The organism is Inquilinus sp. CAU 1745 (assembly GCF_039839375.1).
Classification (GTDB): Bacteria; Pseudomonadota; Alphaproteobacteria; order DSM-16000; family Inquilinaceae; genus JBDOQU01.
Map to the genome: position 1 here is coordinate 196,635 of NZ_JBDOQU010000002.1, position 26,087 is coordinate 222,721.

The following is a 26,087-nucleotide window of genomic DNA, read 5'->3' on the forward strand; positions in this document are numbered from 1 at the left end:
TCCCCTCAAGCCGGCGTCACGCGCCAGATGAAGGCGGGGCGGTCGTTGTCGATCCAGAGATGCTGGTTCTTGCCGGTCCAGGTGAAGCGGTGGCCGGAGAACAGTTCCTCCATCTCCAGCGTTCCCCAATCCGGCAGGCCGAATTCCCACAAGGGCAGTTCGATCGTCGCCTCCTGCGGATGGAACGGGTCCAGATTGACCGCCACCAGCACGAAGTTGGGCTGCCCGTCCGGTCCCGGCTCCCTCGACATCTTGCCGTACCACAAGATCTGGTCGTTCCAGGCGTTGTAGAATTTCAGATTGTCATATTCGTGCAGCGCCGGATTCTCGCGCCGGATGCGGTTCAGGTGCGTGATCCAGTCGCGGATGTTGCCCGGCCGGTCCCAGTCCCAGACCTTGTACTGGTACTTCTCCGAATTGAGGTATTCCTCCTTGCCCGGCACCGGCTCGTTCTCGCAAAGCTCATAGCCGTTATACATGCCGTAGACGCTGGACAGCGTCGCCGCCAGCACGATCCGCTGCAGGAAGGCGGGCCGCCCGCCCTCCTGCAGGATCGTCGGCAGGATGTCGGGCGTGTTTGGGAAGAAGTTCGCCCGCATGTACTCCACCGGCTCCTGGCGGGTCAGCTCCGTCAGATAGTCCGTGATCTCCTGCTTCCCGTTGCGCCAGGTGAAATAGCTGTAGCTCTGGGTGAAGCCCAGCTTGGCCAGCCCCTTCATCACCTTCGGCCGGGTGAAGGCTTCCGCCAGGAAGATCGCTTCGGGATGCCGCTCCTGCACGTCCCGGATCAGCCACTCCCAGAACGGGAAGCTCTTGGTGTGCGGGTTGTCGACCCGGAAGATGGTCACGCCCTGGGCGATCCAGAACAGTACGATTTCCCGCCAGGCCAGCCACAGATCCTCTATCGGCTCGCCGTCCAGGCCGTAGAACTCGACATTGACGATGTCCTCGTACTTCTTCGGCGGGTTCTCCGCGAACTTGATCGACCCGTCGGGCCGCCAGCGGAACCAGTCGTGATGCTCCTTGATCCAGGGATGGTCGGGGGAGCACTGGATGGCGAAATCGATCGCCACCTCGAAGCCGAAGTCGCGCGCCTCGCTCGTAAAGCGGCGGAAATCCTCAAGCGTGCCCCAGTCGGGATTGACCGCATCGTGCCCGCCCTCTTCCGACCCGATGGCGTAGGGGCTGCCGGGATCGTCGGGGCCGGCGACCAGAGAATTGTTGCGCCCCTTGCGGTTGGTCCGCCCGATCGGATGGTGGGGCACCAGATAGACGACGTCGAAGCCCATGTCGCGGATATAGGGGAAGCGCGCGATGCACTCATCCACGGTGGAGCCGCGCGTTGGGTCGGTTCCCTGGGAGCGCCAGAACATCTCGTACCAGGCGGCGTAGCGCGCCTGCACCCGGTCGACCACGACCTCCAGTTCCCGATGATAGCGGGTAAGCCCGGTCCGCGCGCCCCATCGGCCCATCAGTTCGACGACCGGGTCGGCCAGCAGCGCCTCCATCGCGCCGGAGGGGTCGTCGGCGGGCGACGGCAGCCCCTTCGCCAGCGCCGTCAGGACCTTCCTGTCCCCGCCCTTGGCCCGTTTGGCCGCCCCGGCGACCAGCGCCGCCCCTTCGGTAAGGTCGGTTTCCAGACGCTGGCCGGCATTCGCCTTCTTCAGAAGATCGCGCCGCCAGGTCCCGAACTCGTCGATCCAGGCTTCGAGCGTGTAGAGGAACCGGGTGTTGCGATCGAGGACCGCGCGGCCGATCCAGCGGTCATTGTCGTGGAAGGCCAGCGGCGTTTCCCGCCATTCCTTCTCGTCCGCGGGGCGGCAGAGCAGCCGGCCGGCAATCACCATATGGCCGTCGCAGACGATGTCGGCCTGAACCTCCAGCCGGTCGCCGTCCTCCCGCTTCACGGGGTAGCGGCCGCCATCGATCTCCGGCGTCACATTGGTGATGATGAAGCGACGCGCCTCCAGCGCCTTCAGGCGCGCGGCCGAACCGGGAGAGAGCGCCGGAGCCTTGAAGGAGGAAGCGGTTCTGGTTCGGTTCCTGGAGGACACTGAGCGTCTCCCGTCTGTCGAATGGGCGGCGGACGACCCTGACGGCGTGCCCGTCCTGCTTTCTCTCAAGACTAGGAATAAACGAAGCGCCACCCGGTTCCAACCGGGGGCTCTCGACCAGCTCCGGCTTGGGCCTCACCGCCCCTTCGGGAAGCATGCTTCGGCGCAATTGAGACGTCGCCCGATCTTGAACGGGTCATCGGCGGGCGACCTGGATGATGGTCAGGATATGCTGGTTCGGGCGATATGATATCCGGGCTCCATGCTTTCGTGGAGAAGACGCAGAATCACAACGCGCCGCCGGCCGCCAGATGACTGTTCCACGGCGTAATACAGCGTGTGGGAAGCTGTCACACTTCCTGCCGGTCGATCTCGTCAAGAATCTCGTCGACAGGGCAATCATCCAAACGGCCCTGTCTCCAATCCTCAATCCCGATCGTGACGGCGCGGCGGAGCATTTCCAGCTTTTCCTGCTCTGTCGCCTTCTCTCGATGAAGCAGACGGCGCGCGTCCCTCATCACCTCGGGGCCTCCGGCGCGGGTTCGGCCGGCGCTTCCTCAGTGGGCGCTTCTTCAGCGGGTGCTTCCTCGGCCGGAGGAGCGCTTTCGGCCGGAGGGGCGCTCTCAGGCGCGGGTTCCTCGGCGGGGGCAGTCTCCTCTTCCGCCGGCGCGTCGGCATTCTCCGCCATGCCGCGGATTACTTCGGCCAGCGCCGCGGTGGCGTCCGTGACCGCCTGCTCCTGTTCCAGCGTTCCCTGATGGAAGAAGGCGGAATAGCGGTAATCGTCGACCGCGAACAGGACCGACATGAAGGTCGGCTCATCCCCCGTCCGGCAGCGAAGCGCGATGATCTTGACGCCGTAGCGGTCGTCGATGATCTCCGTCGACTGGTCCTGCCGCTCCAGCGGGTCGGGGCAGCCCTCGCCCACCGCGCGGACGAACTCCTCCGCGAACTCGTCGATCAGGAGTTCATCGGTCTCGCGTGGCTGCTGGACCAGCCCGCCCAGCACTTCATTGACCTGCCAGCCCTGCACGACGCCCGGCGGCAGGTTCTCCTCCCGCGCGAAGGCGATATCCTCGAATCCCGCCTGCTCCAGCAGGCCGGCCATTGCGGCGCGGGTCATGCCGTCATCGTCCGCCGGCGCGGCCGCCGTCAGTTCCACCGCCTTGTCGACGCAGTCGCCGAGCGCGGCCAGGCTGGCGGAACTGCCGACGAGGCCGAAGGAATAGGTCTGGCCGTTCACGGTGACATCGAAATTGTTGCCCTGGCGCAGGAGGTTCAGCACCTCCTGGTTCGCCCCGGCCGGGAACACCATGATGTTGGGACCGGCGGGAATGCCGCCGGCCTGCGCGGTCGCCCCGTCGATCGAGATCTGCGCCTGGGTCGCCTCCGCGCCCTCCTCCAGCGTCCATTCGGGATTGAGGATGCCGATATTGAGGTTCTTGTCCGCGTTCATCGAGAAGATGAGCGACAGGCCGTTGTCATAGGCCTTGGAGACGCTGCAATAGGCGAACTGGCCCGGATCGTTGGGCGCGCCGACGGCGCCGCCGGTCCAGCCCTGGACGTCGATGGTGAATTCCGGCGGCGCTTCCTGCGCGGCGGCCGGCGCGATCACGGGAATGGCGGCCGTCGTCGCGGCGAGCATGGTCGCGGACATGAAACCGGCGCGGACAATCCTCAGAAGACTCATTCGAAGCACGTCCTGCATCAGGGAACGGGGGCCTTCAGTGGCCAACCCCATAGCGGCCAATCCGATAGCCGCCCGTCATGGTGAAATTGTGTCGGCCATCACGAAGCCGAAGACACTTGTCCCAAGGATGGCGCGATGTCAACAAAACCGCCCCGGCGCGGCTTCCCGGCCGGGGCGTCCTGGGCGGCGGAAGCGGTCAGGCGACGATCGCCGCCGCAGCCGCCGCGCGCCGCAGGGCGATGAACTGGATCTCCGCGAACAGGGCGACGACCAGCGCCTGCCCGGCGACGAACAGGGTGCCCAGCAGGTTGGGCGCGATCCAGCCGCCCACCAGGAGCGCGATGCTGGCCACGGCCCAGAGGACGTTGACCGCGATCAGCAGCCGGACCGCCGCCCGGGACGGGTTCGCCTGCCTCGCCAGGGCGAAGACCGCTGCCGCGAAGGGCAGCAGCGCGAGGCCGGCATAGCGCGACAGGGCTTCCGGCAGGTCCAGGAGCCCGGCCAGGAGGCCCGCGCCGAAGAAAAAGAAAAGCCCGGTGACGCCGCTGACCGTCGCGTCGGCGATGAGAGCCTGGCGGAGGAGGGTGCTGGACTGGAGGAACGACATGGCCTGGATTCCCTTCGGCTGGTTGATGCGTATGGCCCGCATCCTTCCCGCTCCGGGGCATGGCGTCGATTAAGCGCGAGGTAATAGAGCGCGACGCGGCTTTCGGCTACCGTTCCGGCCATGATGACAAGCAACAGACCCGTCGGCGACCTGCTCCGCGACTGGCGGCAGCGCCGCCGCCTCAGCCAGCTGGACCTCGCCTGCGAGGCGGAGATATCGCAGAAGCATCTGAGCTTCCTGGAAAGCGGGCGGTCCCTGCCCTCGCGCGGGATGCTGCTCCGCCTCGCCGAACGGCTGGAGGTGCCGCTACGGGACCGCAACGCCCTGCTTCTGGCGGCGGGGTTCGCCCCGTCCTTCCACGAACGATCGCTGGACGATCCGGCGCTGCGGGCGGCGCGGGCGGCGGTCGATCTGGTGCTGAAGGGCCATGAGCCCTTCCCGGCCCTGGCGATCGACCGGCACTGGACCCTGGTCGCCGCCAACGCCGCGATCCCGCCGCTGCTGGCGGGGGTGGCGAACGCTTCCCTGCTGGAGCCGCCGGTCAACGTCCTGCGGCTCAGCCTGCATCCCGAAGGGCTGGCGCCGCGGATCGCCAATCTGCCGGAATGGCGGGCGCATCTGCTGGACCGCCTTCGCCGGCAGGTCGATCTGACGGCGGACCCGGCGCTGACGGCGCTGCTGGAGGAACTGGCCGCCTACCCCGCCCCGTCCACCGACCAGCCGGTCGCGGCGGCGGACCGGGAGATGGCGGGCGTCGTCGTGCCGTTGCGGCTGATCGCGGAGGGCGGAACCATCCTTTCCTTCCTCAGCACCACGACGATCTTCGGCACCCCGGTCGACGTCACCCTGTCGGAGCTGGCGCTGGAATGCTTCTTCCCCGCCGATCCGGAGACGGCGGCGGCGCTGCGGCGATAGGGAAAGCGTCGCGATGCTGGACTTGGCCCGGCATTCCATGCGCCTATCCCCGGCATCCGCCATCGACAGGACAACCCGGAGATTGGGCAGAGATTGGATTCCAAGGCACGTATCGACGAAACCGGCTGGCGCATCCTGGACGCGCTTCAGGAGAATGCGCGGATCAACTTCGCCGAGCTTGGCCGCCGCGTGGGGCTGAGCGCCCCCGCCGTCGCCGACCGCGTGAAGCGGCTGGAGGAGGCCGGGATCATCGCCGGATACCAGGCGAGGCTGGATCGCGGCCGCGCGGGCTACGGGTTGACCGCCTTCATCCGCCTGAAGCCCCAGAGAAGCGCCGACCGCGAGATCGACGCGCTGGTCCGCGACATGCCGGAGATCCTGGAATGCCATCAGGTGACGGGGGAGGAAGGATTCATCCTGAAGGTCGTGGCGCGGTCGATCGCCCATCTGGACGAGATCATCCTGCGCCTCGCCCCCTTTGGCGCCACCACCTCCTCCATCGTCCTGTCGACGCGGGCGGAGGGGAAGAAGCTGGTCCAGCCGGCTTCCTAGATCGGGGAGAGCGCCGCCCGGTCAGGCCCAGGCGGCGGGCCCGACATAGCCGGCGATGGCGATGAAGTGGCTGGCGCTGCCGGCCAGCACGAACAGATGCCATACGGCGTGGTTGAAGGGCAGCCGCTCCCACACGTAGAAGACGATGCCGCCGGTGTAGGCCAGGGCGCCGATCATCAGCCAGACCAGCCCGCCGGCATCGACGGACGCGATCATCTCGCCGATCGCCACGATGCCGATCCAGCCCATGGAGAGGTAGAAGATCAGCGACACCGGCCCGCCATGGACGCGGAAGAATATCTTGAACAGCACGCCGGCGACCGCCAGCGTCCAGATGGTCACGAACATCCCCCAGCCCCAGACGCCGCCCATGCTGATCAGCGCGAAGGGCGTGTAGGTGCCGGCGATCAGCAGGAAGATCGCCGCATGGTCCAGCATCCGGCATATCGACCGGGCGCGGGGCCCGCGCACCGAATGGTAGACCGTGGACGCCAGATAGAGCAGGACCAGCGTGACGCCGTAGATGGTGACGGCGACGATATGGAGCGCCGTGCCATGGAGGCTGGCAGAGACGGTAAGCACGACCAGCCCCGCCACCGCCAGAAGGGCCCCGATTCCATGAGTCGCCATGTTGGCGATCTGCTCCGCCAGCGATTCGGAAGCGTATGTCTTTCGGCTGTCGGCCATGGCTCCTGCTTACCGTCTCATGATGACCATTTGGCGGCGCGAAGGCGTCGTCGCAAGTCATCGCCGGGCGGAGGGCCTTCCGGATTTATGGAAGCTTCTCCGCTTCGTCGACCGTCGCTTCTGCCAACGCAATATCAACCGCCACGAAAGCCTCAGGCGCTCGGGCGACTTCACCTAGCTTTTGTAAAGCTGAACCGGCTTGAGGGGCGCGCGCCTGATGACGCCCTTCGCTTCGAGGTCGAGTTGGACGGCTTTCAACCACCATCCCGCCGTCCTGCCCTGCGGGAAGAGGTCGTCCGGCAGATGGGGCAGCAACGCCTCTTTCGCGTCTTCCACCTTCAGCCCCGGCGGCTCATCCGGCAGGACGGCCAGGAGCGCATCCCGCATCGCCATGTATTTCGCGCGATCGACCCTTTCGGTCCGTCCGGGGATGTTGACGTTCTCGATCTCGATCTTGTCGTCAGGCATCGATCTTCCCCGCCAGTTCGATCTTCGGATTCCGGAACCCCATTCCGGCCCATGCCCAGAAAAGCTTCGCGAAGAAGGACGCGTTGTGGCTCTTCAAATTGGGGATGTCGCCGGGCAGGCCGGAGGGATCGGCCAGATCGCCGGTCATGGTCCGGATCTCGGATTTCGGCCGCGAATCGTCCGGCCAGAGATGCAGATAGACGCTCAGCCAGTGCGCGCCCTTGAACTCCAGGAAGATTGGCGTATTGCAGCAGGCCGCGACGACGCGACGCGTGCCGGCATCGGGGGACAGCCGGAATTCCTTCAGATGCTCCTTTCCGGACAGGATCCGCACGCGGTCCTTGCGATATTCGGCGCAAGGCGTCGCGCCATAGGATGTGAGGATGTTCCGCCCGCCGGGCAGCACCGCGAGCCGATCCGCGGCGGCCCGGCAGCTATCGCACAGGCATTCCGACACGAGGATCGGCTCTCCCTTCACTTCCAGGCGTGTTTGTCCGCAGGCGCATCCGACTTGCGTGGTTTCGCTCATGCCGCTTCCTCCGTGAGGTGAAACAGACTCCGGATGTACCGGTCCAGATGGTCCAGCGCCTCCCGCGCGAGTTCCGGATCGTTCCCCGCTTTCGCCAGGACGAACCCGCCCTGGATCACGGCCTGGGTGTGCCGCGCGAGACTTTCAGCCGTCCAGTCGCCCCTGATGCCGCGATCCCGTCGCGCGGTTTCGATGTCGGCTTCCAGCGTGGCGGTATGGCCGAAGATGCTGCGGCCGCAGGCATTGCGGATTTCCGGAGAGCTTGCGTAGACCTCCTGCGCCATCGTCCCGACAAGGCAGGTGAACTCCGCCAGATCGCCGACAATGATCGCCTTGCGGAACGCGACGTAGGCCAGGATCCGCTCCAGCGGATCGGCCGGATCGTGATAGGGCGCGGAGGCGAAGAAGCCGGTCGTCGTCTCGGCCCAGAATTCGGCCGCCGCGACGCCCAGAGCGTCCTTGCTCCCGAAATGATGGAAGAACGCCCCCTTGGTGACATCGGCCGCCTTGCAGATGTCGTCGACCGAGGTCGCCGCGAAGCCTTTAGCGCGGATAACGTCCCGCGCCGCCTCCAGGAGGCGAATCCGGGCGTTGCCGCGTTCGGGGGACTGCTTGGTGGGTCTGGACATAACGCAAACATACCATACGGTCGGTATGCGTCAATACCGAAGCGGCAGGGCCGCGGCGATCGCCGCGGCCCTGCCGGAAATGCGGACGACTAGGTCAGCTTCCTGCGCCGTTCCAGCTCCGCCTCGGTCGGCTGATCGAACTCGAACGAGCCGGTGACGATCTCGCCGGCGCGGACATAGTTGTTGACGGTGACCCCGGAAGGCGAGGTCCTGGAGCCGACGAGCTTGAACGCCGCCGGTGAGGCGCCGTCGCCGAACAGCCTCTTGCCCTTCCCCAGCACGACCGGGAAGAACGAGATGTAGATCTCGTCGACGAGATCGTTCCTGAACAGGGTTTGCAGAAAATCGGTCGAACCCTGGGTGAGCAGATTCGGCCCGTCCTCCCCTTTCAGCTTCTTCACTCCGGCGACCGCGTCGGCGCCCAGCGTCCGGCTGTTCTTCCAGCCGAGTTCCAGGTCCGGATTCCGGGTCGCGACATATTTGGTGATGCGGTCGAACAGCGGGCCGATCGGATCGTCCGCGCCGGCATAGGGCCAGTGCGCCGCGAAGATGTCGTAGGTCTTCCGGCCGAGCAGGAGGTCGAACGGCCTGGCGAACATCTCCTCCACGGCCTCTCCCATCGATTCGTCGAAATAGGAGGTAGCCCAGCCGCCATGGTCGAAGCCGCCGACGGGATCCTCGTCCGGGCCACCCGGAGCCTGCATGATTCCGTCCAGGCTTGTGAACGCGCCGACGATGACCTTTCTCATCTCCACTCTCCTTCGGTGCCGCAATTATCATCCTTGCACGCACAAAGGACGCCCGGCAGCGCCGAATGCCGACAATCGCTCAAGAAAAAACGCCCCGCAGGCCACTGGGGGGCGCTTCTTCGCCGTTTCCGTCCGGGATGCGATCGGGCATCCCTTCGCTCAGACCTGCCAGAACGGCTTGCTGATTTCATGTTCGACATCCGCCCGCGACAGGCCGACATCGTGCAGCAGATGATCGTCCATCTGCGACAGGTGGCGGCGCTGGGACCGGCGGTCCTGCCAGGAAGCCAGCGTGTCGAAGAGGCGTACGGCCGCAACGTCCAGGCGATGGAGGATCGAGGTCTGCGCCGAGGTCCGGCCGCTGACGACGATGGTGTCGGCCGTGTGGCATCCGGTGGTGGTCATGACGTTCTCCTTCGATCGGGGGGCATCTGATGAGTTGGAATTTGCTCCTTCCCGCGGCGCTGGACAAACGACGCTTTCTCATTTGATACTTTAGAATAACTAAGTCATGAGATTGCAGCCCATGGCCCGCCGCCTGCCGCCCCTCAACGCCCTTCGAGCCTTCGAATCCGCCGCCCGCCATCTGAGCTTCACGAAAGCGGCGGGCGAGCTCAACGTCACCCCGGCGGCGATCAGCCATCAGGTGAAGGGGCTTGAGGAAATCTTGGGCCTGGAACTGTTCCACCGGCTGACCCGCGGCCTGTCCCTGACGGAGCCGGGGCGCGCCTACCTGCCAGCGCTGACGGAGACGTTCGACCGGCTGACCGCGGCGACCGAGGGCCTGCGCGGTCAGGAGGTGAGCGGAAGGCTGATCATCACCACCATGCCGTCGCTGGCGGACCGGTGGCTGATCCACCGCATCGGCGATTTCCACCGCCGCTATCCGGAGGTGGACCTGGTGCTGCGCGCCGAGGAGCGCCGCGTCGACTTCATCCGGGAGGAGATCGATGTCGGCATCCGTTACGGCCGGGGAGAATGGCGCGGCCTGCGCTCCGCATGGCTGATGGATGAGCAGGTTTTTCCCGTCTGCGCGCCCTCCCTGATGAATGGGCCGAAACCCATCCGCAAGCTGAGCGACCTGCGCCACCATACCCTGCTGCATGATTTCGGGGCCCACGCGACGGAGCCGTGGCTCAACTGGGATGTCTGGTTCCGGGAAGCCGGGCTGACCGACATCGATGTCGGCCGGGGCCTTCATTTCAGCAACACCGCCCTCATCCTCAAGGCCGCGATCGCCGGGGAGGGCGTGGCGCTAGGGCGGAGCGCGCTTCTGGAGAACGATCTGCGCGCCGGCAGGCTGGTCCGCCCGATGCAGGCCACCCGGCCGGCCGATTACGGCTATTACATCGTCTCCCCCGAAGCGACCGCCGACCTGCCCAAGATCGCGGCCTTCCGCTCCTGGATACTGGAAAGCGCGCGGCGCTCCGGTCATGCCGAACCTCTTCCGCGCCGCGGGGAAGGATAACGCGGAAGCATAAAATTTTCTGTTGTGGCCGGGACGGCGGCGTTATGGTTGGCGGCACTGCCTTTCCACAGGGAGCGCTTGGGAAACAATGAACAAAATGCTGTCCGCCCTACTCCTGTCCACCGCCCTTATCGGCGGTGTCGCGCAGGCGCAGGATGATGAATTCGAGCCCGCCGTCGTCTTCGACATGGGGGGCAAGTTCGATCGGTCGTTCAACGAGGGCGTCTATAACGGGGTCGAGCGGTTCCGCGAGGAAACCGGAATCGACTACGCGGAATTCGAGGTCACGAACGAGACCCAGCGCGAGCAGGCGCTGCGCCGGATGGCGCGCAACGGCGCCGACATCGTCATCGGCGTCGGCTTCGCCCAGGCGCCGGCGATAGAGACCGTGGCGCAGGAATTCCCCGACACCAAATTCACCATCATCGACGGCGTTGTCGACCTGCCGAACGTCCAGTCGATCACTTTCAAGGACCATGAGGGCTCGTTCCTCGTCGGCGTCCTGGCCGCGATGGCGACGGAAACCGACACGGTCGGATTCGTCGGCGGCATGGACATCCCGCTGATCAGCAACTTCGCCTGCGGTTACGAGCAGGGCGTGCATTATGTCGATCCGGAGATCGAGGTCATCGAGAACATGACCGGCACGACGCCGGCAGCCTGGAACGACCCGACCCGCGGCGGCGAGCTTGCCCGCAGCCAGTTCGACCGTGGCGCGGACGTGGTGTTCGCCGCGGCCGGCGGCACCGGCATCGGCGTCTATCAGGCGGCCGAGGACACGGGCAATCTGGCGATCGGCGTCGATTCCAACCAGAACTACCTGCATCCGGGCACCATGCTGACCTCGATGCTGAAGCGCGTCGACGTCGCCGCCTACAACGCCTTCATGAGCGCATATGAGGGCACGTGGGAGCCGGGCATGCTCAATCTCGGCCTCGCCGAGGAAGGCGTGGGCTGGGCGCTCGACGAACACAATGAAGAACTGATCACCGACGAGATGAAGGCCGCCGTCGAGGAGGCGAAGCAGAAGATCATCTCCGGCGAGATCGAGGTCGACAGCTACTACAGCAACAACGCCTGCGAGTACTGATCCTAGCTCCAGTCGTTTTCGTTACCCTGTCATCAAGGAACGTGATGAGCGTTTCCACGACGACGCCGATGGCCGGCGGGACGACCCCGCCGGCCATCGAGCTGATCGACATCAACAAGAGCTTCGGCCCGGTCCGCGCCAACAGGGATGTCTCCCTGTCGGTCGCACCGGGCACGATCCACGGCATCATCGGCGAGAATGGCGCCGGCAAGTCGACCCTGATGAGCATCCTCTACGGCTTCTACGAGGCCGACAGCGGGGAGATCAGGGTGAACGGCCAGCCCCGCGCCATCCACTCCTCCCAGGACGCGATCGATTCCGGCATCGGCATGGTCCATCAGCACTTCATGCTGGTCGAGCCGTTCACCGTGCTGGAGAATATCATGCTGGGCGCGGAAGGCGGCTTCAAGCTGGCCAGCGGCCGCGCCAAGGCCCGCGCCGACCTGAAGGCGCTGGAAAGAGAATACACCCTGGAGGTCGATGTCGACGCCATCGTCGGCGACCTGCCGGTCGGCCTGCAGCAGCGCGTCGAGATCCTGAAGGCGCTCTACCGGGGCGCCGACATACTGATCCTCGACGAACCCACCGGCGTCCTGACGCCGCAGGAGGCGGACCATCTGTTCCGCATCCTCGCCGCCCTGCGCGAGCAGGGGAAGACCGTCATCCTGATCACCCACAAGCTGCGCGAGATCATGGCGATCACCGATTCCGTCACGGTGATGCGCCAGGGCGCGGTGGTCGCCAACGTGCCGACGAAGGAGACGGACCGGGAGAAGCTGGCCGAGCTGATGGTCGGCCGGAAGGTGCTGCTCAAGGTCGACAAGAAGCCGGCCGAACCCGCCGGCCCGGTGCTGGAGGTTAACGGTCTGGAGGTCGTGGACGACCAGAAGGTTCGGCGGGTCAAGGATGTCTCCTTCGCCGTCCGTGCGGGAGAGATCGTCGGCGTCGCCGGTGTCTCCGGCAACGGCCAGTCGGAGCTTCTGGCCGCGCTCTCCGGCACCCGCCCGCCGACTTCGGGCGCGATCCGGATCAACGGTCGCGACATCGCCGAAAGCGGGATCTGCGACGCCGGCGACATGCGCCGCCTGGGCGTCGCTCACGTGCCGGAGGATCGGCATCGCGAAGGGCTGGTGACCAGCTTCTCCGCCAATGAGAACACGATCCTCGGATATCACGACGATCCGGAATGCAATGGCCGCATCCTCATGAACCGCAAGCGGATCGTCGAATCCTGCGGCCGACAGATGAAGGATTACGATGTCCGACCGCCCAACCCGCTGCTGAAGGCCGCGAACTTCTCCGGCGGCAATCAGCAGAAGCTGATCGTCGCGCGGGAGATGGAGCGCGATCCCGACCTGCTTCTGGTCGGCCAGCCGACGCGCGGCGTCGATATCGGCGCGATCGAGTTCATCCATCGCCGGCTGATCGAGATGCGGGACCGCGGCAAGGCGATCCTGCTGGTGTCGGTGGAGCTGGACGAGATCCTGTCGCTGGCCGACCGCATCCTCGTGATGTTCGACGGCCAGATCGTCGGCGAGGTGACCCATGAGGAGGCCGACGAGCGCCTTCTGGGGCTGATGATGGCGGGCGTGCCGGCTGCCGAGGCGCGCAAGAGCGTACCGGCGGAAGATGACGGGGCGCGCATCGGATGAGCAGCTTCGGACAACCCGTCGCCGCGCCGCGCTGGGTGTCGATCGGCCTGATCCCGCTGATCAACCTGGTGCTGGCTTTCCTGGTCTCCGGCCTTGTCGTCGTCGGCATCGGGGAGAACCCGCTGGAGGCGGTGCGCTGGCTGATCTATGGCGCGTTCGGTTATGAATCCGCCATCGGCTACACGCTCTACTACACGACCAACTTCATCTTCACGGGCCTTGCCGTCGCCGTCGCCTTTCATTGCGGCCTGTTCAATATCGGCGGCGAGGGGCAGGCCTATATCGGCGGGCTGGGCGTCGGCCTTGTCTGCCTCTATTTCGATTTCCTGCCCTTCCCCCTGATCCTGCCACTGGCGATCCTCGGCGGCGCGGTGTTCGGCGCGGCCTGGGCGTTCATTCCCGGATACCTTCAGGCGAAGCGCGGCAGCCACATCGTCATCACGACGATCATGTTCAATTTCATCGCCGCGTCGCTGATGGTCTACCTGATGGTCAACGTGCTGATCGAGCCGGGCCAGATGTCGCCGGAAAGCCGCCCCTTCATGGAGAATGCGCGGCTGCCGGCGATGCATGAGATGCTGGCTTTCATCGGCGTGGATTTCGGCCGCTCGCCGCTCAACCTCGCCTTCTTCTGGGCGCTGATCTGCGCCTTCCTCGTCTGGATATTCATCTGGCACACCCGCTGGGGGTATGAGGTCCGGACCGTCGGTCAGAACGCCAAGGCCGCCGTCTATGGCGGCATCTCCCCCTCGCGCAGCATCATCATGGCGATGCTGATCTCCGGCGCGCTGGCGGGCTTCGTCGGCGTCAACGAGATCATGGGCGTGCAGCACAGGCTGATGCTGAACTTCGTCGCCGGCTACGGCTTCGTCGGCATCGCGGTGTCGCTGATGGGACGCAACCATCCGGTCGGCATCCTGCTGTCGGCCCTGCTGTTCGGCGCGCTCTACCAGGGTGGGGCGGAGCTGGCGTTCGAGATGCCGCGCATCACGCGGGAGATGATCGTCGTCATCCAGGGGCTGGTGATCCTGTTCGCCGGTGCGCTGGAGAACATGTTCCGTCCACGGATCGAGAACTGGTTCATCCAGCGGGCCCAGGCGCGCCGCCTCGCCGCGCAGCCGGCGGACTAGGCCCCAGCCCATGGACACCTTCCTTCTCGCCATCAATCTCCTGGACGCCACAGTCCGGACCGCCACGCCGCTCATCCTCGCCGCGCTCGCGGGGCTCTACTCAGAACGGTCGGGCGTCGTCGATATCGGGTTGGAGGGCAAGATGCTGGGGGCGGCGTTCGCCAGCGCGGCCGCGGCGGCGGTTCTGGGATCGCCCTGGATCGGCCTTTGCGCCGGCATCCTCGTCTCCGTGGCGCTCTCCATGGTCCATGGCTACGCCTCCATCACCCATAAGGGCGATCAGGTGATCTCAGGCCTCGCGATCAACATCCTGGTCGCCGGACTGGCGCCGACGCTGGGCATCGCCTGGTTCGCCCGGGGCGGACAGACGCCGACTTTGAGCGGCGACGCGCGCTTCAACGCGCTGACCCTGCCCTTCGCCGACGCCGTCCGCGACGTTCCGGTGATCGGCCCGATCTACGCCGACCTGATCAGCGGCCACAACATCCTGGTCTATGTCGCCTTCGCCGTCGTCGCCGCGACCTCCTGGATCGTCTACCGCACCCGCTTCGGCCTGCGGCTGCGGGCGGTGGGCGAAAATCCGGCGGCGGTCGACACGGCGGGCATCTCCGTCATCGGCCTGCGCTATCGGGCGCTGGTCATCACCGGCGTGCTTTGCGGCGTCGCGGGCACCTACCTGTCGGTCGCCCAGAACGCGTCCTTCGTCCGCGACATGACGGCCGGCAAGGGCTATCTGGCGCTGGCCGCTCTGATCTTCGCCAAATGGCGGCCGGTTCCCGTGCTGTTCACCTGCCTGCTGTTCGGCTTCCTGGAAGCGATCGAGGCCCGGCTCCAGGGCGTCAGCCTGCCGGGGATCGGCGAAATCCCGGTGCAGTTCATCCAGGCCCTACCCTACATCCTGACCGTGGTGCTGCTGGCGGGCTTCATCGGCCGGGCCGTCGCGCCCAGGGCCATCGGCGTTCCCTATGTGAAAGAACGATGACCGACGACCGGCTTGACGCCCTGTTCGCCGCCGCCAGCGCGGCCCGCGAAAACGCCCATGTGCCCTATTCCCGCTTCAAGGTGGGCGTCGCCATCCGGACGACGGACGGCAGGGTCTTCGCCGGCTGCAATGTGGAGAACGCGGCCTATCCGCAAAGCCAGTGCGCGGAGGCGTCGGCTATCGGCGCCATGGTCACCGGCGGCGCGACCGGCATCGCCGAACTGCTGCTGATCGGCGGCGGCGACGGCGACGCGCAGGTCATCACCCCCTGCGGCGGCTGCCGGCAGCGCATCCTGGAATTCGCCCGGCCGAACACGCCGGTCCATCTCTGCACCCCGTCGGGCCTGCGGCAGACCGTGCCGTTCGAAAGCCTGTTGCCGATGGCCTTCTCCAGCGACGCGCTGCGCTGACCCCTCCCCTTCCTCCGCCGGAGCCCCTCCCATGTCCGATCATTCCGCCGAAGCGGCCACGCGCATCCTGAAGATGGCGGAGGGGTTCCAGCCGAAAGTCGCCATCGTGCTTGGGTCGGGCCTTGGTCCGCTGGCCGATCTGGTGGAGGACCCGGTGGTCATCTCCTATGGCGACCTTCCCGGCTTTCCCGAACCGGGCGTCCATGGCCATGCTGGCCGGCTGCTGCTCGGCAATCTCGGCGGCGTCCCGGTCGCCTGCCTGCAGGGGCGCGCCCATGCCTATGAAGGCCGCATCGACGCCATGAAGGTGCCGGTGCGGGCGATGAAATGGATCGGCTGCGAGGCGATCTACCTGACCTGCGCCGCCGGCAGCCTGCGGCCGGAAGTCGGCGCCGGCAGCCTCATGACCATCAGCGACCATCTGAACCTGATGGGCGGAAACCCTCTGGCCGGCCCGAATGACGAGGAGGTCGGCCCGCGCTTCCCGCCGATGGCGGACGCTTACGACCCCGCGCTGCGCGCCCTTCAGCGCGACTGCGCGGCGGCGATCGGCGTCGACCTGGCCGAAGGCGTCTACGCCGCCTGGCTGGGCCCCACCTTCGAGACGCCGGCCGAGGTGCGGATGATCCAGGGCCTGGGCGCGGACGCCGTCGGCATGTCGACCGTCCCGGAATGCATCCTCGCCCGCCATTGCGGGCTGAAGGTGACGGCGACGGCCGTCATCACCAATCTGGGCGTCGGCCTTTCCGACGAAACCGTCGACCACGCCCAGACCCTCCGCGCCGCCGCCGAAGCCGGCAAGGACCTCCAGCGCCTCATCGTATGCTTCCTGGAACGCTACGCCGCCTGAGGGAACCCACCCTTCGTCATTCCGGACTTGATCCGGAATCCATGGGCCGTGGCCGCTTCACCGGCGGCGAAGGAGCAGGCGCGGTCCCCTGCCGGCCTCGATGCCGCATGGATGCTGGATCAAGTCCAGCATGACGTTTTTCCCAGAATCTTCGTCCCGCCGCCGCTTCACCGGAAATTCCGGCCTGCGGGCATGACGTCGTAGGGGTTGGCGTCCAGGGAATCATTCATTTCCGAAAGCCGACGGAGGTCCGCTGAGAAATCCTGGAGCCTGTCGGCGATCACATGGATCACGCCTTCGGCCGACTGCACCCTGCCGTCGACGCAGAGCAGGCGGGAGCCCAGCAGGGTCTTCCGGTGCCGTTCGAACACGCGCGGCCAGACGACGATATTGGCCACCCCCGTCTCGTCCTCCAGCGTCGCGAAGATGACGCCGCTGGCCGTCCCCGGCTGCTGGCGGACCAGCACCAGCCCCGCGATGCGGATCGGCGCACCGTCCTTGATCGTCCTGAGATCGCGATTGGGCCGGACCCGGCGCTCCGCCATGACCTCCCGCAGCAGCGCCAGCGGGTGGGCGCGGATGGAGAGGCCGAGGCTGGCATAGTCGGCCACCACCTGCTCCCCCAGCGGCATGGCAGGCAGGAGCGCCGCCGGCTCGCGGATCAAATCGCCGCGCAGACCCTCGGCATGGGCGAACAGCGGCAGGGGCGCATCCCCCAGCGCCCGGACCTGCCATAGCGCCTCGCGGCGGACGAGGCCGATCGAGCCGAAGGCGTCGGCCCTGACCAGAATCTCCAGCACGGCCGGCCGCAGCCCGGTGCGCCGCCAGATGTCCCTCACATCCCGATAGCCGCCGCCCCGCGCCGCGATCAGCCTGGCCATGTCAGCCTCCCGGCAGCCGCCGGCGAGGCGGAAGCCGAGGCGCAGGGCGCATCTTCCACCGGAATCCGGCTCCAGCGTGCTGTCCCAATGGCTGTGATTGACGTCGACCGGCCACACCGCGACCCCATGGTCGCGCGCATCCCGGATAAGCTGGGCCGGCGAATAGAATCCCATCGGCTGGCTGTTCAGGATCGCCGCCGCAAACACCTCCGGATAATGGCATTTCAGCCAGGCCGAAGCGTAGACCAGGAGCGCGAAGCTGGCGGCATGGCTTTCGGGAAAGCCGTATTCGCCGAACCCCTTGATCTGGTTGAAGCAGCGCTGGGCGAAATCGCGGTCATAGCCCCGCTCCACCATCCGCCCGACCATCTTTTCCTCGAAATTATGGATCGTGCCCGTCCTGCGGAAGGTCGCCATCGCCCGCCGCAGCCCGTCGGCCTCCGAAGGCGTGAATTCGGCGGCGACCATGGCGATGCGCATCGCCTGTTCCTGGAAAAGCGGCACGCCGAAGGTCTTCTCCAGCACCTCCCGCAGCTCGTCCTTCGGGTAGTCGACCTTCTCTAAGCCCTTCCGCCGGCGGAGATAGGGGTGGACCATGTCGCCCTGGATCGGCCCCGGCCGGACGATCGCCACCTCGACCACCAGATCGTAGAAATTCTTCGGCCGGAGGCGCGGCAGCATGGTCATCTGGGCCCGGCTTTCGACCTGGAAGACGCCCACCGAATCGGCCTTCCCCAGCATCTTGTAGACGGCCTCGTCCTCCGCCGGCAGCGTGTCCAGATCCTCATCCCGCCCGTAATGATCGCGCAGGAGGTCGAGCCCGCGCCGCAGGCAGGTCAGCATCCCCAGCGCCAGCACGTCGATCTTCAGCATCCCCAGCGTGTCGAGATCGTCCTTGTCCCATTCGATGACCGTGCGGTCCTCCATCGCCGCATTCTCGATCGGCACGATTTCCGACAGCGGCCCCCTGGTGATGACGAAACCGCCGACATGCTGGGAGAGATGGCGGGGAAAGCCGATCAGCGTGCGGGTCAGTTCGATGGTCAGGCGCAGCCGGCCGTCGGACGGGTCCAGCCCGGCCTCCCGGATATGGGTTTCGTCGATGCCCTCCCGGCCCCACCCCCAGATCGTCCGGGACAGGATTCCGACCGCGTCCATCGACAGCCCCATGGCCTTGCCGATGTCGCGGATGGCGCTCTTCGGCCGGTAAGAAATGACGGTCGCCGCCAGCCCCGCACGGTCGCGACCGTACTTGTCGTAGATGTACTGGATCACCTCCTCCCGCCGCTCATGCTCGAAATCCACGTCGATGTCGGGCGGTTCGTTGCGCTGGGCGGAGATGAAGCGGGCGAACAGCAGATCCACCTTGTCGGGATCGACCTTGGTGATGCCCAGGCAGTAGCAGATCACCGAATTGGCCGCCGATCCGCGACCCTGGCAGAGGATATCCCTCGACCGCGCATAACGGACGATGTCGTGGACGGTGAGGAAATAGGGCGCGTAGTTGAGCTGCTCGACCAGCGGCAATTCCTCCGCCAGCGCCTTCTCGACCTTCTCCGGCACGCCTTTCGGATATTTGCGCGCGACCTCCTCCCGGACCAGCCGGACCAGCTCCTCCTGCGGCGTCCGCCCTTCGGGCACCGGCTCCACCGGATATTCGTATTTCAGGCTGTCGAGCGAGAAGGCGCAGCGTTCCGCGATCTCCAGCGTCCGGGAGAGGGCGTCCGGCCGGTCGCGGAACAGGCGCGCCATCTCGTCCGGCCGCTTCAGGCAGCGTTCCGCATTGGCGTGGAGCCGATAGCCCGCCTGGTCGATCGTGCAGCCCTCGCGGATGCAGGTCAGCGCGTCCTGCAGCGGCCGCCTGTCGGCCGCGTGGGCATGAACATCGTTGGTCGCCGCCAGCGGGACGCCCAGCGCGTCCCCCAGATCGCCCAACCGGCGCAGCCGCGCCGCATCGTCGCCGCGATAGAGATGGTGGGCGGCCAGGGAGAGGGATCTTCCGAACCGCCGTTTCAGCGCGCGCAGATGCTCCGCGAAAGCTGCATCGGGTCGGCCGTCGGGGGGCGGCAGAGCCACTGCCTCCTGCCCGTCGCCATAATCGATCAGATCCTGGAGGCGGATCAGGCATTCCCCCTTCACCGTCCGCCGCTTGCCCAGGGTCAGCAGGCGGGACAGCCGGCCATAGGCGGCCCGGTCCTTCGGGAAGACGAGAACGCCGGGCGCGTCGGCAAAATCCAGCCGCGCCCCGACGATCAGTGGGAATTTCAGCTCCTTCGCCGCCGCATGGGCGCGGACCACGCCGGCCAGCGTGTTGCGGTCGGTGATGGCGATGGCGGCGTGACCCAGCTCGGCCGCCCTCTCCACCAGCTCCGCCGGATGGGACGCCCCGCGCAGGAAGGTGAAATTCGTCGTCACCTGAAGCTCGGCGTAGCTCATGCGAACAGTCCGTGCAGATACCAGCGCGGCGGCCGGCCGGCCGCGAACGCGCCGTCCCGGTAGACCCAGAAGCGGCGGCCGTCGGTATCCTCCACCCAATAGTAATCCCGGATATCCGCCGTTTCCCCTCGCCGCCACCATTCCGGGGCGATGCGTTCCGGCCCCTCGGCGCGGGAAACCTGATGGCCGATCTTCCGCCAGCGGAAGAACAGCGGCGGATCGTCCGGCACCGCCGCCGTCACCTCGATCGGCTCCGGGCAGGGCAGCAGCCGGACCGGGCGCGGCGGCAGGGAGGTCCAGTCCGCAGCGGTCCAGTCGGGGGCGCCGGGCGGGGCCGGAGCGGGAACCAGGGTCACCGCCCGCTCCGGCACATGGCTTTCCACCGGCACGAGCTGCACCACCCGGTCGCGGCCGAGACGGTTCTGGAGCCGGTCCACCAGCTCGGCCAGCGCCGCGCCGACGCCTTCCCCATCCTCGAAACCCATCTGCCCGGCCGGCAGCGGGTCCGTCGCCGTCGCCTCCAGCACCATGGCGTCGATGCCGAAGCCGGGATCGATCCGGTCCAGCTTCTGGTCGAACAGGCGGCGCAGGTGCCGGACCGAACGGGCGGGCCGGCCGACACCGACCTCCAGCCGGCTGACGTCGCCATCGGCGCGATAGGCCGCCAGGACCAGCCTCCGCGCGCCGCGCTCCTTCAGCGCGAGGTCGCGACACAGCGCCTCCAGCAGATGCTGGAGGGAGCGGGCGATGCTTTCCGGCGCGCCGATCGGGTCGGCGAAGATCTGGTGGACCCGCCATTCGGCCGGCGGCCGGCGGGGGGAGATCGGCTCCGCCCGCCGGCCCAGCATCTGGCCCAGCCGGCGGACGGGCGTCTCTCCGCATCGCGCGGTCAGCGGGGCCGGAGGCTGGGCCGCGAGATCGGCGATCGTCCGCAGCCCCAGCCGCCCCAGATCGCCGACCAGGGCCGGGGGAAGGCGCAGCGCCGCCACCGGCAGGGCATGCAGCGCCGCCGTCTCCCTCTCCGCCAGCAGCACGCCGCCCTCGCCATAACGCGTCCAGGCCCAGGCGGCGGCCGGCGCTCCGGCAAGGCCGATCCGCGCATGGATTCCGAACCGGCGCAGCCGGGCCGTCATATCCTCCGCCAGCGCCGCCTCTCCGCCGAACAGGTGATCGCAGCCGGTGACGTCCAGGATCAGCCCGTCCGGCCCATCGGTCGCCGCCCAGGGGCTGTAGCGGCAGGCCCATTCCGCCAGCCGGTCGAGCGCGCGGGCATCCTCGTCCGGATCGGCGGGCGCGGCTGTCAGATGGGGGACGAGCGCGCGGGCGTCGGCCAGCGGCAGGCCGGGACGCAGCCCCTCCGCCGCCGCGACGGGATCGACCGCGACGATGGAGAGGCCGCGCTTCCCGGTCGCGGTCAGGACCAGCGGCCGGTCCCAGTCCCGGATGGCATTTCCGATGGCGGAAGCGGCCTCAGCCGGCCCGCGTCGCCGGAACCGGTCGGTCGGCCAGTGGGGCAGCCAGACGGAAAGACAGCGTCTCGTCATCCCATGAAACCTTCCATTCGCCGGGCGCGCCGCCCTGGCACCGCTGCAGGGCGAGCCGCCATCGCGCCCCCGGCTCCACCGTCCCTTCCGCCCACCATGCGGTCACGGCGGCGGACCGGACGGGCGCCGCGCCGCCGGCGGACAGCAGCAGCGCCGTCACCCCCCGACTTTCGGCCGCCAGTTGCAGGCGGCGCGTCGCCGTCAGGTCCGGAGACAGTCCCTCGCCGATCACCGCCGCCATGTCCGGGCACCTCAAGCCTTCCTCCATGGCCCACAGCGCATCGACGGGGCGCCGCGTCTCGACCAGGAAAAGACGATCCGGCGGCAGGCCGAACCGGGCCAGCCCCGGCCCGTAGGGCGCATCCGCCAGCCCCGCCCCATGGCGCGGCCGGCACCACAGGACGATCCCCTCCGCCCCGGCCAGACGGCCGGCCAGCGCCGAACCGACGCCGAAGACCGTCCCGTCGCCGAACGGCCCGGCCAGGGCATGCAGCCGTCCGCGCGGCAACCCGCCCCAGGGCAGGGCGGAATCGATCCCTTGCGCCCCGAACGGCACGACCCCATAGGACCGCGCCGCCTGGCCTTGTCCGATGGCCTCTCTCAGCCGGTCAATCCGCGCCTGCTTCTCCGGATCGATCGGAGAGGGAGGCGCGATGCGCCGGCTCCCCGGAAACGGCACGATCTTGCCGGTCTCCCGAAGCTCCGACAGGGAAACGATGTAGCGATCTTTATAGCTGGCTTCGGCCATGGCGACAGGAACAATGTTCATGATTTGTTCTCTATTGATTCCGACTCATGGAGAAGGAGTCAATGATCGCCATTCATGGCTTGCCTTTTCCTGCCCGCCGCACGAATAGTCAGACAGCAGGAGAGAAGCATGGCTGATCCGGAACAGACGCCCCCGTCGCCCCCGATACAGGAGCCTCCCTCGTCTCCCTTCTCCGGAAATCCTCCCTGGGAGAGCTGGATGTTGAACGGGAACAGGATCGGGGACGGGATGACCGTGTCCTCGGAATTCAGCCGCGTTCGTTCGCTTCCCCGCGATCGAACCGGAATCCCGCAGGCAATCGCCCGCGATAACGCCTGATGCGGCGCAAGGATTCCTGTCTCTTCAGCTTCTCATCCATAACATTCTCCGTCGGCCGCCGTCTCGCCATCAGACCCGGCCCGGCGGGATAATCCACGCCCGCCTCGTCGCCCCTGCGCCGCCACGCATCGGCGCGGGAGAGGCGAAGCCAGTTCCAGAGGTTGAGCAGGAAGGCCACGCCGAAGCCGGCCGCGTAGATGGCGATGACCCAGGGATTGGGATCGTTCGCCTGCGCAGGGTCGGGCATCGGCGGTCCGCCTTCAGAGGCTTTCGAGGATGGCGTCGGCGCCGGAGACGGTGACGCCCGGCCCGTCCTCGACCGCGACCTTCGTCACCTTGCCGTCCTCCGCCACCAGGGCGAAGCGCTTGACCCGCTTGCCCAGCCCGTGGGCCGCGCCGTCCATTTCCAGCCCCAGCTTGCGGGTGAGGTCGCCATTACCGTCGGGCAGCAGGCGGATCGCGCCGTTGACTTCCGTCTTCTCGCCCCAGGCCTTCATGACGAAGGGATCGTTGACCGCCATGCAGACGACCTCATCCACGCCCTTGGCCTTGAAATCGTCCAGCCGGTCCAGATAGCCGGGCAGGTGGCGGGCGGAGCAGGTAGGCGTGAAGGCGCCCGGAACGGCGAACATCACGATTTTCCTGCCGGCGAATATCTCGTCGGTCGTGATCTCCGCCATGCCGTCCTGGGTCAGGTGCTTGAGCGTGACGGAGGGAATCTTGTCGCCGGGCTGGATGGTCATCTGGCGTTCCTGAAATAGGTGGCTGGAGATTAGAAGCCCGAACGGGCCTTTTGACAACTGGTGCGGCCGGGATCAGCTTTCCAGCCCCGCCTGGGCCAGCGCATCCATCACCGCTTCCTCGGTGAGGATCTCGGGCAAGGGGATGCCCTCCGGCGCGGCCGGACCATAGACGATGTTGAACGGTATGCCGTAGCGGCCATGATCGGCCAGATAGGCGGCGATCCCGTCGTCCGGCGATGTCCAATCCGCCCGCATCGGCGTCACGCCCTCGCCGTCCAGCGCGTCCGCGACCGCGCCTCTCTGCAGCACGAGCGTCTTGTTCGCCTGGCAGGTGATGCACCAGTCGGCCGTCACGTCGACGAAGACGACCCGCCCGTCCGCCACCAGCCGACCGATGGCGTCGCGGTCGAAGGCAGTCCAGTCGCCCGAGGCGGCGGACTCCGTCTCCCGCGCGGTCGCGGAATGATCGAACGCGCCCGGAACGACGAAAGCGCCGAGCGCCAGCGCCGCCGCCACCAGCGCCCCCGCCCACCGCGCGCCGCCGGCGAACCGGCCTCTCGCCCACAGGATGAGGGTCAGGACGACCATCATCAGCCCGACCGCGATCGCCGCCGGGGCCGAAAGCTGGGCCGCCAGCACGCTCAACAGCCAGAGCGCCGTCGCCGCCAGGAACAGGCTGAGGATGCGGCGCAGGACGATCATCCAGCGCCCCGGCCGAGGCAGCGCCGCCGCCAGTTTCGGAAACGCCGCGACCGCCAGATAGGGCAGCGCGAGGCCGAGGCCCAGCGCCGTGAAGATCGCCAGAATCTCCACCGGCCCGCGCGACAGCGCGAAACCGACGGCCGTGCCCAGGAAGGGGGCCGAACAGGGCGTGGCCAGCAGGGTGGCGAAGGCCCCCGTGGCGAAGGATCCCGCAAGCCCGTTCCCGGTCAGCCGGCCCGCCCGGTCGGCGATCACCGAGGGCAACCGGATCTCGAACAGGCCCAGCAGGTTGCAGGCGAACAGCGTGAGGATGACGACCATGGCGACGATGAACAGCGGCTGCTGGAACTGGATGCCCCAGCCGACCGCGCCGCCCGCCGCCCTGGCCGCGATTGCAGCAGCGGCCAGCCCCATGAAGGAGACGAGTATGCCGGCGGAGGATGCGAGGAAGCCGAGCCGGACCCGCCCCGGCGATTGTCCGCCATAGCCGGCCACCGACAAGAGCTTGATCGACAGCACCGGCAGCACGCAGGGCATCAGGTTCAGGATCAGCCCGCCCAGCAGGGCGATACCCAGCATAGTTGGAAATCCAGGACCGGACGCCATCGCCGTGGCCTCCACCGTCGCCGCCTGCTCCATCGACCGCGCGCCGTCGACCAGCGTGATCGTCACCGGCGCGCCGGCGAGGCTGGCGGCATCGTTCGGCGTCTGGAGGATCGGCAGGGTGGCGGTCAGCCGGTCGCCGGATACCCTCATCTCCGGCGCGCCGAAGGCCCAGAAGAGATCGGTGGTCTCGACGAAGATGTCGGGCGCCTCGAACGGCTCCCGCGCGGTCGCGGTGACGACCAGCGCGTCCTCACCTTCCAGCGTGATGGCCCCAAGCGACAATCCGCTCGCCGCGCCGTCACCCGGCACGCGGGAGGCATGGCGCTCGATCAGGTTTGCCGCCTCCCCGTCCACCGAAGCCGGGCCGGCCGGAATGTCGAGCGCGAGATCGAAGGTGGCCGGGATGCAGAGGTCGGCGCAGACCAGCAGATCCGCCCGGGCGGAAAGGGCAAGCGGCGCGCCCGCAATCTCCGGCGTCAGGGTGAGCGGAAAGACCACCTCATGCTCATACCCGAACGTCTGAAGCCCGAAGAGGGTGAAGCGATGGGGAGCGGGGAACGCCATGTTGGCGTCGGCCAGGTTCGTCGAACCCGTCCAGTCGACCTCCGGCGGAAGGCCGGCGTCGCCGGGGGATCGCCAGTAGGTCTTCCACCCGTCCGGCAGCACGACATGAAGGCCGGCGGGCACAGATTCAAGCTCGCCCGCGCCGTCGACGGCGGCAATCAGGCGCCCCTCCACGACCACACCCGGCATCAACTCGACCCGCGCCCAATCGCCCTCGGCGGCCTGCACTGCGCCGGCCGCGAGACCGGCGGCCAGGAAACCGGCGGCGGCCGCGAGATATGCTGGGAAACGGGCTATCATGGTGCTGATCATATAGAGTTTTTGGGACGGAATTTCTCACATTCCCGTGCCGGCCGCGTCATTCGGCCCTACATGTATTGAAAGCCCTCTCAACGAAGAGAGCCCCCGGCGCCCACGGACATGTCCATGACGGAAGAGAAGAATATAGAACATTATCTGGCCGGTCAGTTGCTGATCGCCATGCCGACCATGAGCGACCCGCGCTTCGCGCGCAGCGTGATCTATCTCTGCGCCCACAGCGAGGAAGGGGCGATGGGGCTGGTGGTCAACAAGCCCCTGCCCTCGATCAGCTTCACCGAACTTCTGGAGCAGTTGGGCATCGAGGGCGACGAGGTCACCCAGACCGCGCGGGTCCATTTCGGCGGACCAGTCGAAAGCGGACGGGGATTCGTCCTCCATTCCGGCGATTTCAAGCGGGAAGGCACCATGATGGTCGGCGAGGACGTGGCGCTGACCGCCACGATCGACATATTGCGCGCCATCGCCGCCGGAGACGGCCCGCGCCGCCACCTGCTGGCGCTGGGCTACGCAAGCTGGGCGCCCGGGCAGCTCGACGAGGAGATCCAGTCCAACGGCTGGCTGAACGCCCCGCCGGACGAGGCGATCCTGTTCGACCCCGACCTGTCGACCAAATGGGAGCGCGCCATAGCCAAGCTGGGCGTCAGCCCCTCCATGCTCTCGGGCGACGCCGGCCACGCTTAAGTCAGAATAGTGGTGACGATTCTTCGCGGTCTCGCGTAAATAGATGGGAGGCAGGTTCTA

26 protein-coding genes are annotated in these 26,087 nt (G+C 67.3%); 10 read left to right on the forward strand and 16 right to left on the reverse strand.

Features of this window, described 5'->3' with window-relative positions; genetic code table 11:
- Positions 1-5: 5 nt before the first annotated feature.
- The 4 genes from AAFN89_RS03350 to AAFN89_RS03365 form a co-directional block, all read right to left on the reverse strand.
- Complete coding sequence (locus AAFN89_RS03350; protein WP_347535887.1) at positions 6-2,054, reverse strand: maltotransferase domain-containing protein; 2,049 nt, start codon at positions 2,052-2,054, stop codon at positions 6-8.
- Between the two features lie 350 nt (positions 2,055-2,404).
- Positions 2,405-2,572: a hypothetical protein gene (locus AAFN89_RS03355; RefSeq protein WP_347535889.1), complete on the reverse strand. Its 168-nt coding sequence runs from the start codon at positions 2,570-2,572 to the stop codon at positions 2,405-2,407.
- Positions 2,572-3,744 (reverse strand): hypothetical protein, encoded by a 1,173-nt coding sequence (locus AAFN89_RS03360; RefSeq protein WP_347535891.1) that lies wholly within the window; start codon positions 3,742-3,744, stop codon positions 2,572-2,574. Before AAFN89_RS03360 ends, AAFN89_RS03355 begins: the two co-directional genes overlap by 1 nt.
- Positions 3,745-3,940: 196 nt before the next feature.
- Positions 3,941-4,393: a hypothetical protein gene (locus AAFN89_RS03365; protein ID WP_347535894.1), complete on the reverse strand. Its 453-nt coding sequence runs from the start codon at positions 4,391-4,393 to the stop codon at positions 3,941-3,943.
- A 78-nt stretch (positions 4,394-4,471) separates the two neighbouring features.
- On the opposite strand from AAFN89_RS03365, the gene AAFN89_RS03370 reads away from it, so the two are divergent.
- Complete coding sequence (locus tag AAFN89_RS03370) at positions 4,472-5,266, forward strand: helix-turn-helix transcriptional regulator (protein ID WP_347535896.1); 795 nt, start codon at positions 4,472-4,474, stop codon at positions 5,264-5,266.
- A gap of 93 nt (positions 5,267-5,359) precedes the next feature.
- Positions 5,360-5,818: an Lrp/AsnC family transcriptional regulator gene (locus AAFN89_RS03375; RefSeq protein WP_347535897.1), complete on the forward strand. Its 459-nt coding sequence runs from the start codon at positions 5,360-5,362 to the stop codon at positions 5,816-5,818.
- Positions 5,819-5,839: 21 nt separating this feature from the next.
- On the opposite strand, the gene AAFN89_RS03380 is transcribed toward AAFN89_RS03375, so the two are convergent.
- The 6 genes from AAFN89_RS03380 to AAFN89_RS03405 form a co-directional block, all read right to left on the reverse strand.
- Entirely contained in the window at positions 5,840-6,505 is a 666-nt protein-coding gene (locus AAFN89_RS03380; protein ID WP_347535899.1) for a hemolysin III family protein, read from the reverse strand.
- Positions 6,506-6,679: 174 nt separating this feature from the next.
- The gene (locus tag AAFN89_RS03385) at positions 6,680-6,973 is read right to left on the reverse strand and encodes a hypothetical protein (protein ID WP_347535901.1); all 294 of its coding nucleotides are present in this window, start codon (positions 6,971-6,973) and stop codon (positions 6,680-6,682) included.
- The gene (locus AAFN89_RS03390; protein ID WP_347535903.1) at positions 6,966-7,502 is read right to left on the reverse strand and encodes a DUF6151 family protein; all 537 of its coding nucleotides are present in this window, start codon (positions 7,500-7,502) and stop codon (positions 6,966-6,968) included. The genes AAFN89_RS03385 and AAFN89_RS03390 overlap by 8 nt, the downstream gene beginning before the upstream one ends.
- The gene (locus AAFN89_RS03395; RefSeq protein ID WP_347535905.1) at positions 7,499-8,131 is read right to left on the reverse strand and encodes a TetR/AcrR family transcriptional regulator; all 633 of its coding nucleotides are present in this window, start codon (positions 8,129-8,131) and stop codon (positions 7,499-7,501) included. Before AAFN89_RS03395 ends, AAFN89_RS03390 begins: the two co-directional genes overlap by 4 nt.
- An 89-nt stretch (positions 8,132-8,220) precedes the next feature.
- A complete protein-coding gene (locus tag AAFN89_RS03400) occupies positions 8,221-8,880 on the reverse strand; it encodes a dihydrofolate reductase family protein (RefSeq protein ID WP_347535907.1) in 660 nt (219 codons plus the stop codon).
- Between the two features lie 159 nt (positions 8,881-9,039).
- Complete coding sequence (locus tag AAFN89_RS03405; protein ID WP_347535909.1) at positions 9,040-9,285, reverse strand: DUF1127 domain-containing protein; 246 nt, start codon at positions 9,283-9,285, stop codon at positions 9,040-9,042.
- A 106-nt stretch (positions 9,286-9,391) separates the two neighbouring features.
- Between AAFN89_RS03405 and AAFN89_RS03410 the strand changes: the two genes are divergently transcribed.
- The 7 genes from AAFN89_RS03410 (at position 9,392) to AAFN89_RS03440 (ending at position 16,462) form a co-directional block, all read left to right on the forward strand.
- Positions 9,392-10,348: a transcriptional regulator GcvA gene (locus AAFN89_RS03410; RefSeq protein ID WP_347535911.1), complete on the forward strand. Its 957-nt coding sequence runs from the start codon at positions 9,392-9,394 to the stop codon at positions 10,346-10,348.
- A gap of 97 nt (positions 10,349-10,445) precedes the next feature.
- Positions 10,446-11,438: a BMP family ABC transporter substrate-binding protein gene (locus AAFN89_RS03415; protein ID WP_347535913.1), complete on the forward strand. Its 993-nt coding sequence runs from the start codon at positions 10,446-10,448 to the stop codon at positions 11,436-11,438.
- A 44-nt stretch (positions 11,439-11,482) separates the two neighbouring features.
- A complete protein-coding gene (locus AAFN89_RS03420) occupies positions 11,483-13,090 on the forward strand; it encodes an ABC transporter ATP-binding protein (RefSeq protein WP_347535916.1) in 1,608 nt (535 codons plus the stop codon).
- Complete coding sequence (locus AAFN89_RS03425; RefSeq protein ID WP_347535918.1) at positions 13,087-14,220, forward strand: ABC transporter permease; 1,134 nt, start codon at positions 13,087-13,089, stop codon at positions 14,218-14,220. Before AAFN89_RS03420 ends, AAFN89_RS03425 begins: the two co-directional genes overlap by 4 nt.
- A 10-nt stretch (positions 14,221-14,230) precedes the next feature.
- Entirely contained in the window at positions 14,231-15,202 is a 972-nt protein-coding gene (locus AAFN89_RS03430) for an ABC transporter permease (RefSeq protein WP_347535920.1), read from the forward strand.
- Complete coding sequence (cdd, locus tag AAFN89_RS03435) at positions 15,199-15,612, forward strand: cytidine deaminase (RefSeq protein ID WP_347535922.1); 414 nt, start codon at positions 15,199-15,201, stop codon at positions 15,610-15,612. Before AAFN89_RS03430 ends, cdd begins: the two co-directional genes overlap by 4 nt.
- Positions 15,613-15,643: 31 nt before the next feature.
- Positions 15,644-16,462: a purine-nucleoside phosphorylase gene (locus AAFN89_RS03440; protein ID WP_347535924.1), complete on the forward strand. Its 819-nt coding sequence runs from the start codon at positions 15,644-15,646 to the stop codon at positions 16,460-16,462.
- A gap of 167 nt (positions 16,463-16,629) precedes the next feature.
- On the opposite strand, the gene AAFN89_RS03445 is transcribed toward AAFN89_RS03440, so the two are convergent.
- The 6 genes from AAFN89_RS03445 to AAFN89_RS03470 all read right to left on the reverse strand — a co-directional run bounded on the left by AAFN89_RS03445 (position 16,630) and on the right by AAFN89_RS03470 (position 25,325).
- The gene (locus AAFN89_RS03445; protein ID WP_347535926.1) at positions 16,630-19,779 is read right to left on the reverse strand and encodes an error-prone DNA polymerase; all 3,150 of its coding nucleotides are present in this window, start codon (positions 19,777-19,779) and stop codon (positions 16,630-16,632) included.
- On the reverse strand, positions 19,776-21,323 hold the full coding sequence (locus AAFN89_RS03450; protein ID WP_347535928.1) for a DNA polymerase Y family protein: 1,548 nt from the start codon (positions 21,321-21,323) through the stop codon (positions 19,776-19,778). The genes AAFN89_RS03445 and AAFN89_RS03450 overlap by 4 nt, the downstream gene beginning before the upstream one ends.
- Positions 21,250-22,092, reverse strand: a complete 843-nt coding sequence (locus AAFN89_RS03455; RefSeq protein WP_347535930.1) for a hypothetical protein — start codon at positions 22,090-22,092, stop codon at positions 21,250-21,252. The genes AAFN89_RS03450 and AAFN89_RS03455 overlap by 74 nt, the downstream gene beginning before the upstream one ends.
- 247 nt (positions 22,093-22,339) lie before the next feature.
- Entirely contained in the window at positions 22,340-22,657 is a 318-nt protein-coding gene (locus AAFN89_RS03460) for a hypothetical protein (RefSeq protein ID WP_347535932.1), read from the reverse strand.
- 13 nt (positions 22,658-22,670) lie between these two features.
- Complete coding sequence (locus AAFN89_RS03465) at positions 22,671-23,153, reverse strand: peroxiredoxin (RefSeq protein ID WP_347535934.1); 483 nt, start codon at positions 23,151-23,153, stop codon at positions 22,671-22,673.
- Positions 23,154-23,225: 72 nt separating this feature from the next.
- Entirely contained in the window at positions 23,226-25,325 is a 2,100-nt protein-coding gene (locus AAFN89_RS03470; protein WP_347535936.1) for a protein-disulfide reductase DsbD domain-containing protein, read from the reverse strand.
- Positions 25,326-25,451: 126 nt separating this feature from the next.
- Here AAFN89_RS03470 and AAFN89_RS03475 point away from each other — a divergent pair, with 126 nt between their 5' ends.
- A complete protein-coding gene (locus tag AAFN89_RS03475) occupies positions 25,452-26,027 on the forward strand; it encodes a YqgE/AlgH family protein (protein ID WP_347535938.1) in 576 nt (191 codons plus the stop codon).
- The last annotated feature ends 60 nt before the right edge of the window (positions 26,028-26,087 follow it).

Bases quoted from the DNA above. Each gene is read 5' to 3' on its own strand.
- AAFN89_RS03355 (WP_347535889.1), bottom strand. From the start codon at position 2,572: ATGAGGGACGCGCGCCGTCTGCTTCATCGAGAGAAGGCGACAGAGCAG.
- AAFN89_RS03360 (WP_347535891.1), bottom strand. From the start codon at position 3,744: ATGAGTCTTCTGAGGATTGTCCGCGCCGGTTTCATGTCCGCGACCATG.
- AAFN89_RS03365 (WP_347535894.1), bottom strand. From the start codon at position 4,393: ATGCGGGCCATACGCATCAACCAGCCGAAGGGAATCCAGGCCATGTCG.
- AAFN89_RS03370 (WP_347535896.1), top strand. From the start codon at position 4,472: ATGATGACAAGCAACAGACCCGTCGGCGACCTGCTCCGCGACTGGCGG.
- AAFN89_RS03380 (WP_347535899.1), bottom strand. From the start codon at position 6,505: ATGGCCGACAGCCGAAAGACATACGCTTCCGAATCGCTGGCGGAGCAG.
- AAFN89_RS03385 (WP_347535901.1), bottom strand. From the start codon at position 6,973: ATGCCTGACGACAAGATCGAGATCGAGAACGTCAACATCCCCGGACGG.
- AAFN89_RS03390 (WP_347535903.1), bottom strand. From the start codon at position 7,502: ATGAGCGAAACCACGCAAGTCGGATGCGCCTGCGGACAAACACGCCTG.
- AAFN89_RS03395 (WP_347535905.1), bottom strand. From the start codon at position 8,131: ATGTCCAGACCCACCAAGCAGTCCCCCGAACGCGGCAACGCCCGGATT.
- AAFN89_RS03400 (WP_347535907.1), bottom strand. From the start codon at position 8,880: ATGAGAAAGGTCATCGTCGGCGCGTTCACAAGCCTGGACGGAATCATG.
- AAFN89_RS03405 (WP_347535909.1), bottom strand. From the start codon at position 9,285: ATGACCACCACCGGATGCCACACGGCCGACACCATCGTCGTCAGCGGC.
- AAFN89_RS03410 (WP_347535911.1), top strand. From the start codon at position 9,392: ATGAGATTGCAGCCCATGGCCCGCCGCCTGCCGCCCCTCAACGCCCTT.
- AAFN89_RS03415 (WP_347535913.1), top strand. From the start codon at position 10,446: ATGCTGTCCGCCCTACTCCTGTCCACCGCCCTTATCGGCGGTGTCGCG.
- AAFN89_RS03420 (WP_347535916.1), top strand. From the start codon at position 11,483: ATGAGCGTTTCCACGACGACGCCGATGGCCGGCGGGACGACCCCGCCG.
- AAFN89_RS03425 (WP_347535918.1), top strand. From the start codon at position 13,087: ATGAGCAGCTTCGGACAACCCGTCGCCGCGCCGCGCTGGGTGTCGATC.
- AAFN89_RS03430 (WP_347535920.1), top strand. From the start codon at position 14,231: ATGGACACCTTCCTTCTCGCCATCAATCTCCTGGACGCCACAGTCCGG.
- cdd (WP_347535922.1), top strand. From the start codon at position 15,199: ATGACCGACGACCGGCTTGACGCCCTGTTCGCCGCCGCCAGCGCGGCC.
- AAFN89_RS03440 (WP_347535924.1), top strand. From the start codon at position 15,644: ATGTCCGATCATTCCGCCGAAGCGGCCACGCGCATCCTGAAGATGGCG.
- AAFN89_RS03445 (WP_347535926.1), bottom strand. From the start codon at position 19,779: ATGAGCTACGCCGAGCTTCAGGTGACGACGAATTTCACCTTCCTGCGC.
- AAFN89_RS03450 (WP_347535928.1), bottom strand. From the start codon at position 21,323: ATGACGAGACGCTGTCTTTCCGTCTGGCTGCCCCACTGGCCGACCGAC.
- AAFN89_RS03455 (WP_347535930.1), bottom strand. From the start codon at position 22,092: ATGAACATTGTTCCTGTCGCCATGGCCGAAGCCAGCTATAAAGATCGC.
- AAFN89_RS03460 (WP_347535932.1), bottom strand. From the start codon at position 22,657: ATGCCCGACCCTGCGCAGGCGAACGATCCCAATCCCTGGGTCATCGCC.
- AAFN89_RS03465 (WP_347535934.1), bottom strand. From the start codon at position 23,153: ATGACCATCCAGCCCGGCGACAAGATTCCCTCCGTCACGCTCAAGCAC.
- AAFN89_RS03470 (WP_347535936.1), bottom strand. From the start codon at position 25,325: ATGATAGCCCGTTTCCCAGCATATCTCGCGGCCGCCGCCGGTTTCCTG.
- AAFN89_RS03475 (WP_347535938.1), top strand. From the start codon at position 25,452: ATGACGGAAGAGAAGAATATAGAACATTATCTGGCCGGTCAGTTGCTG.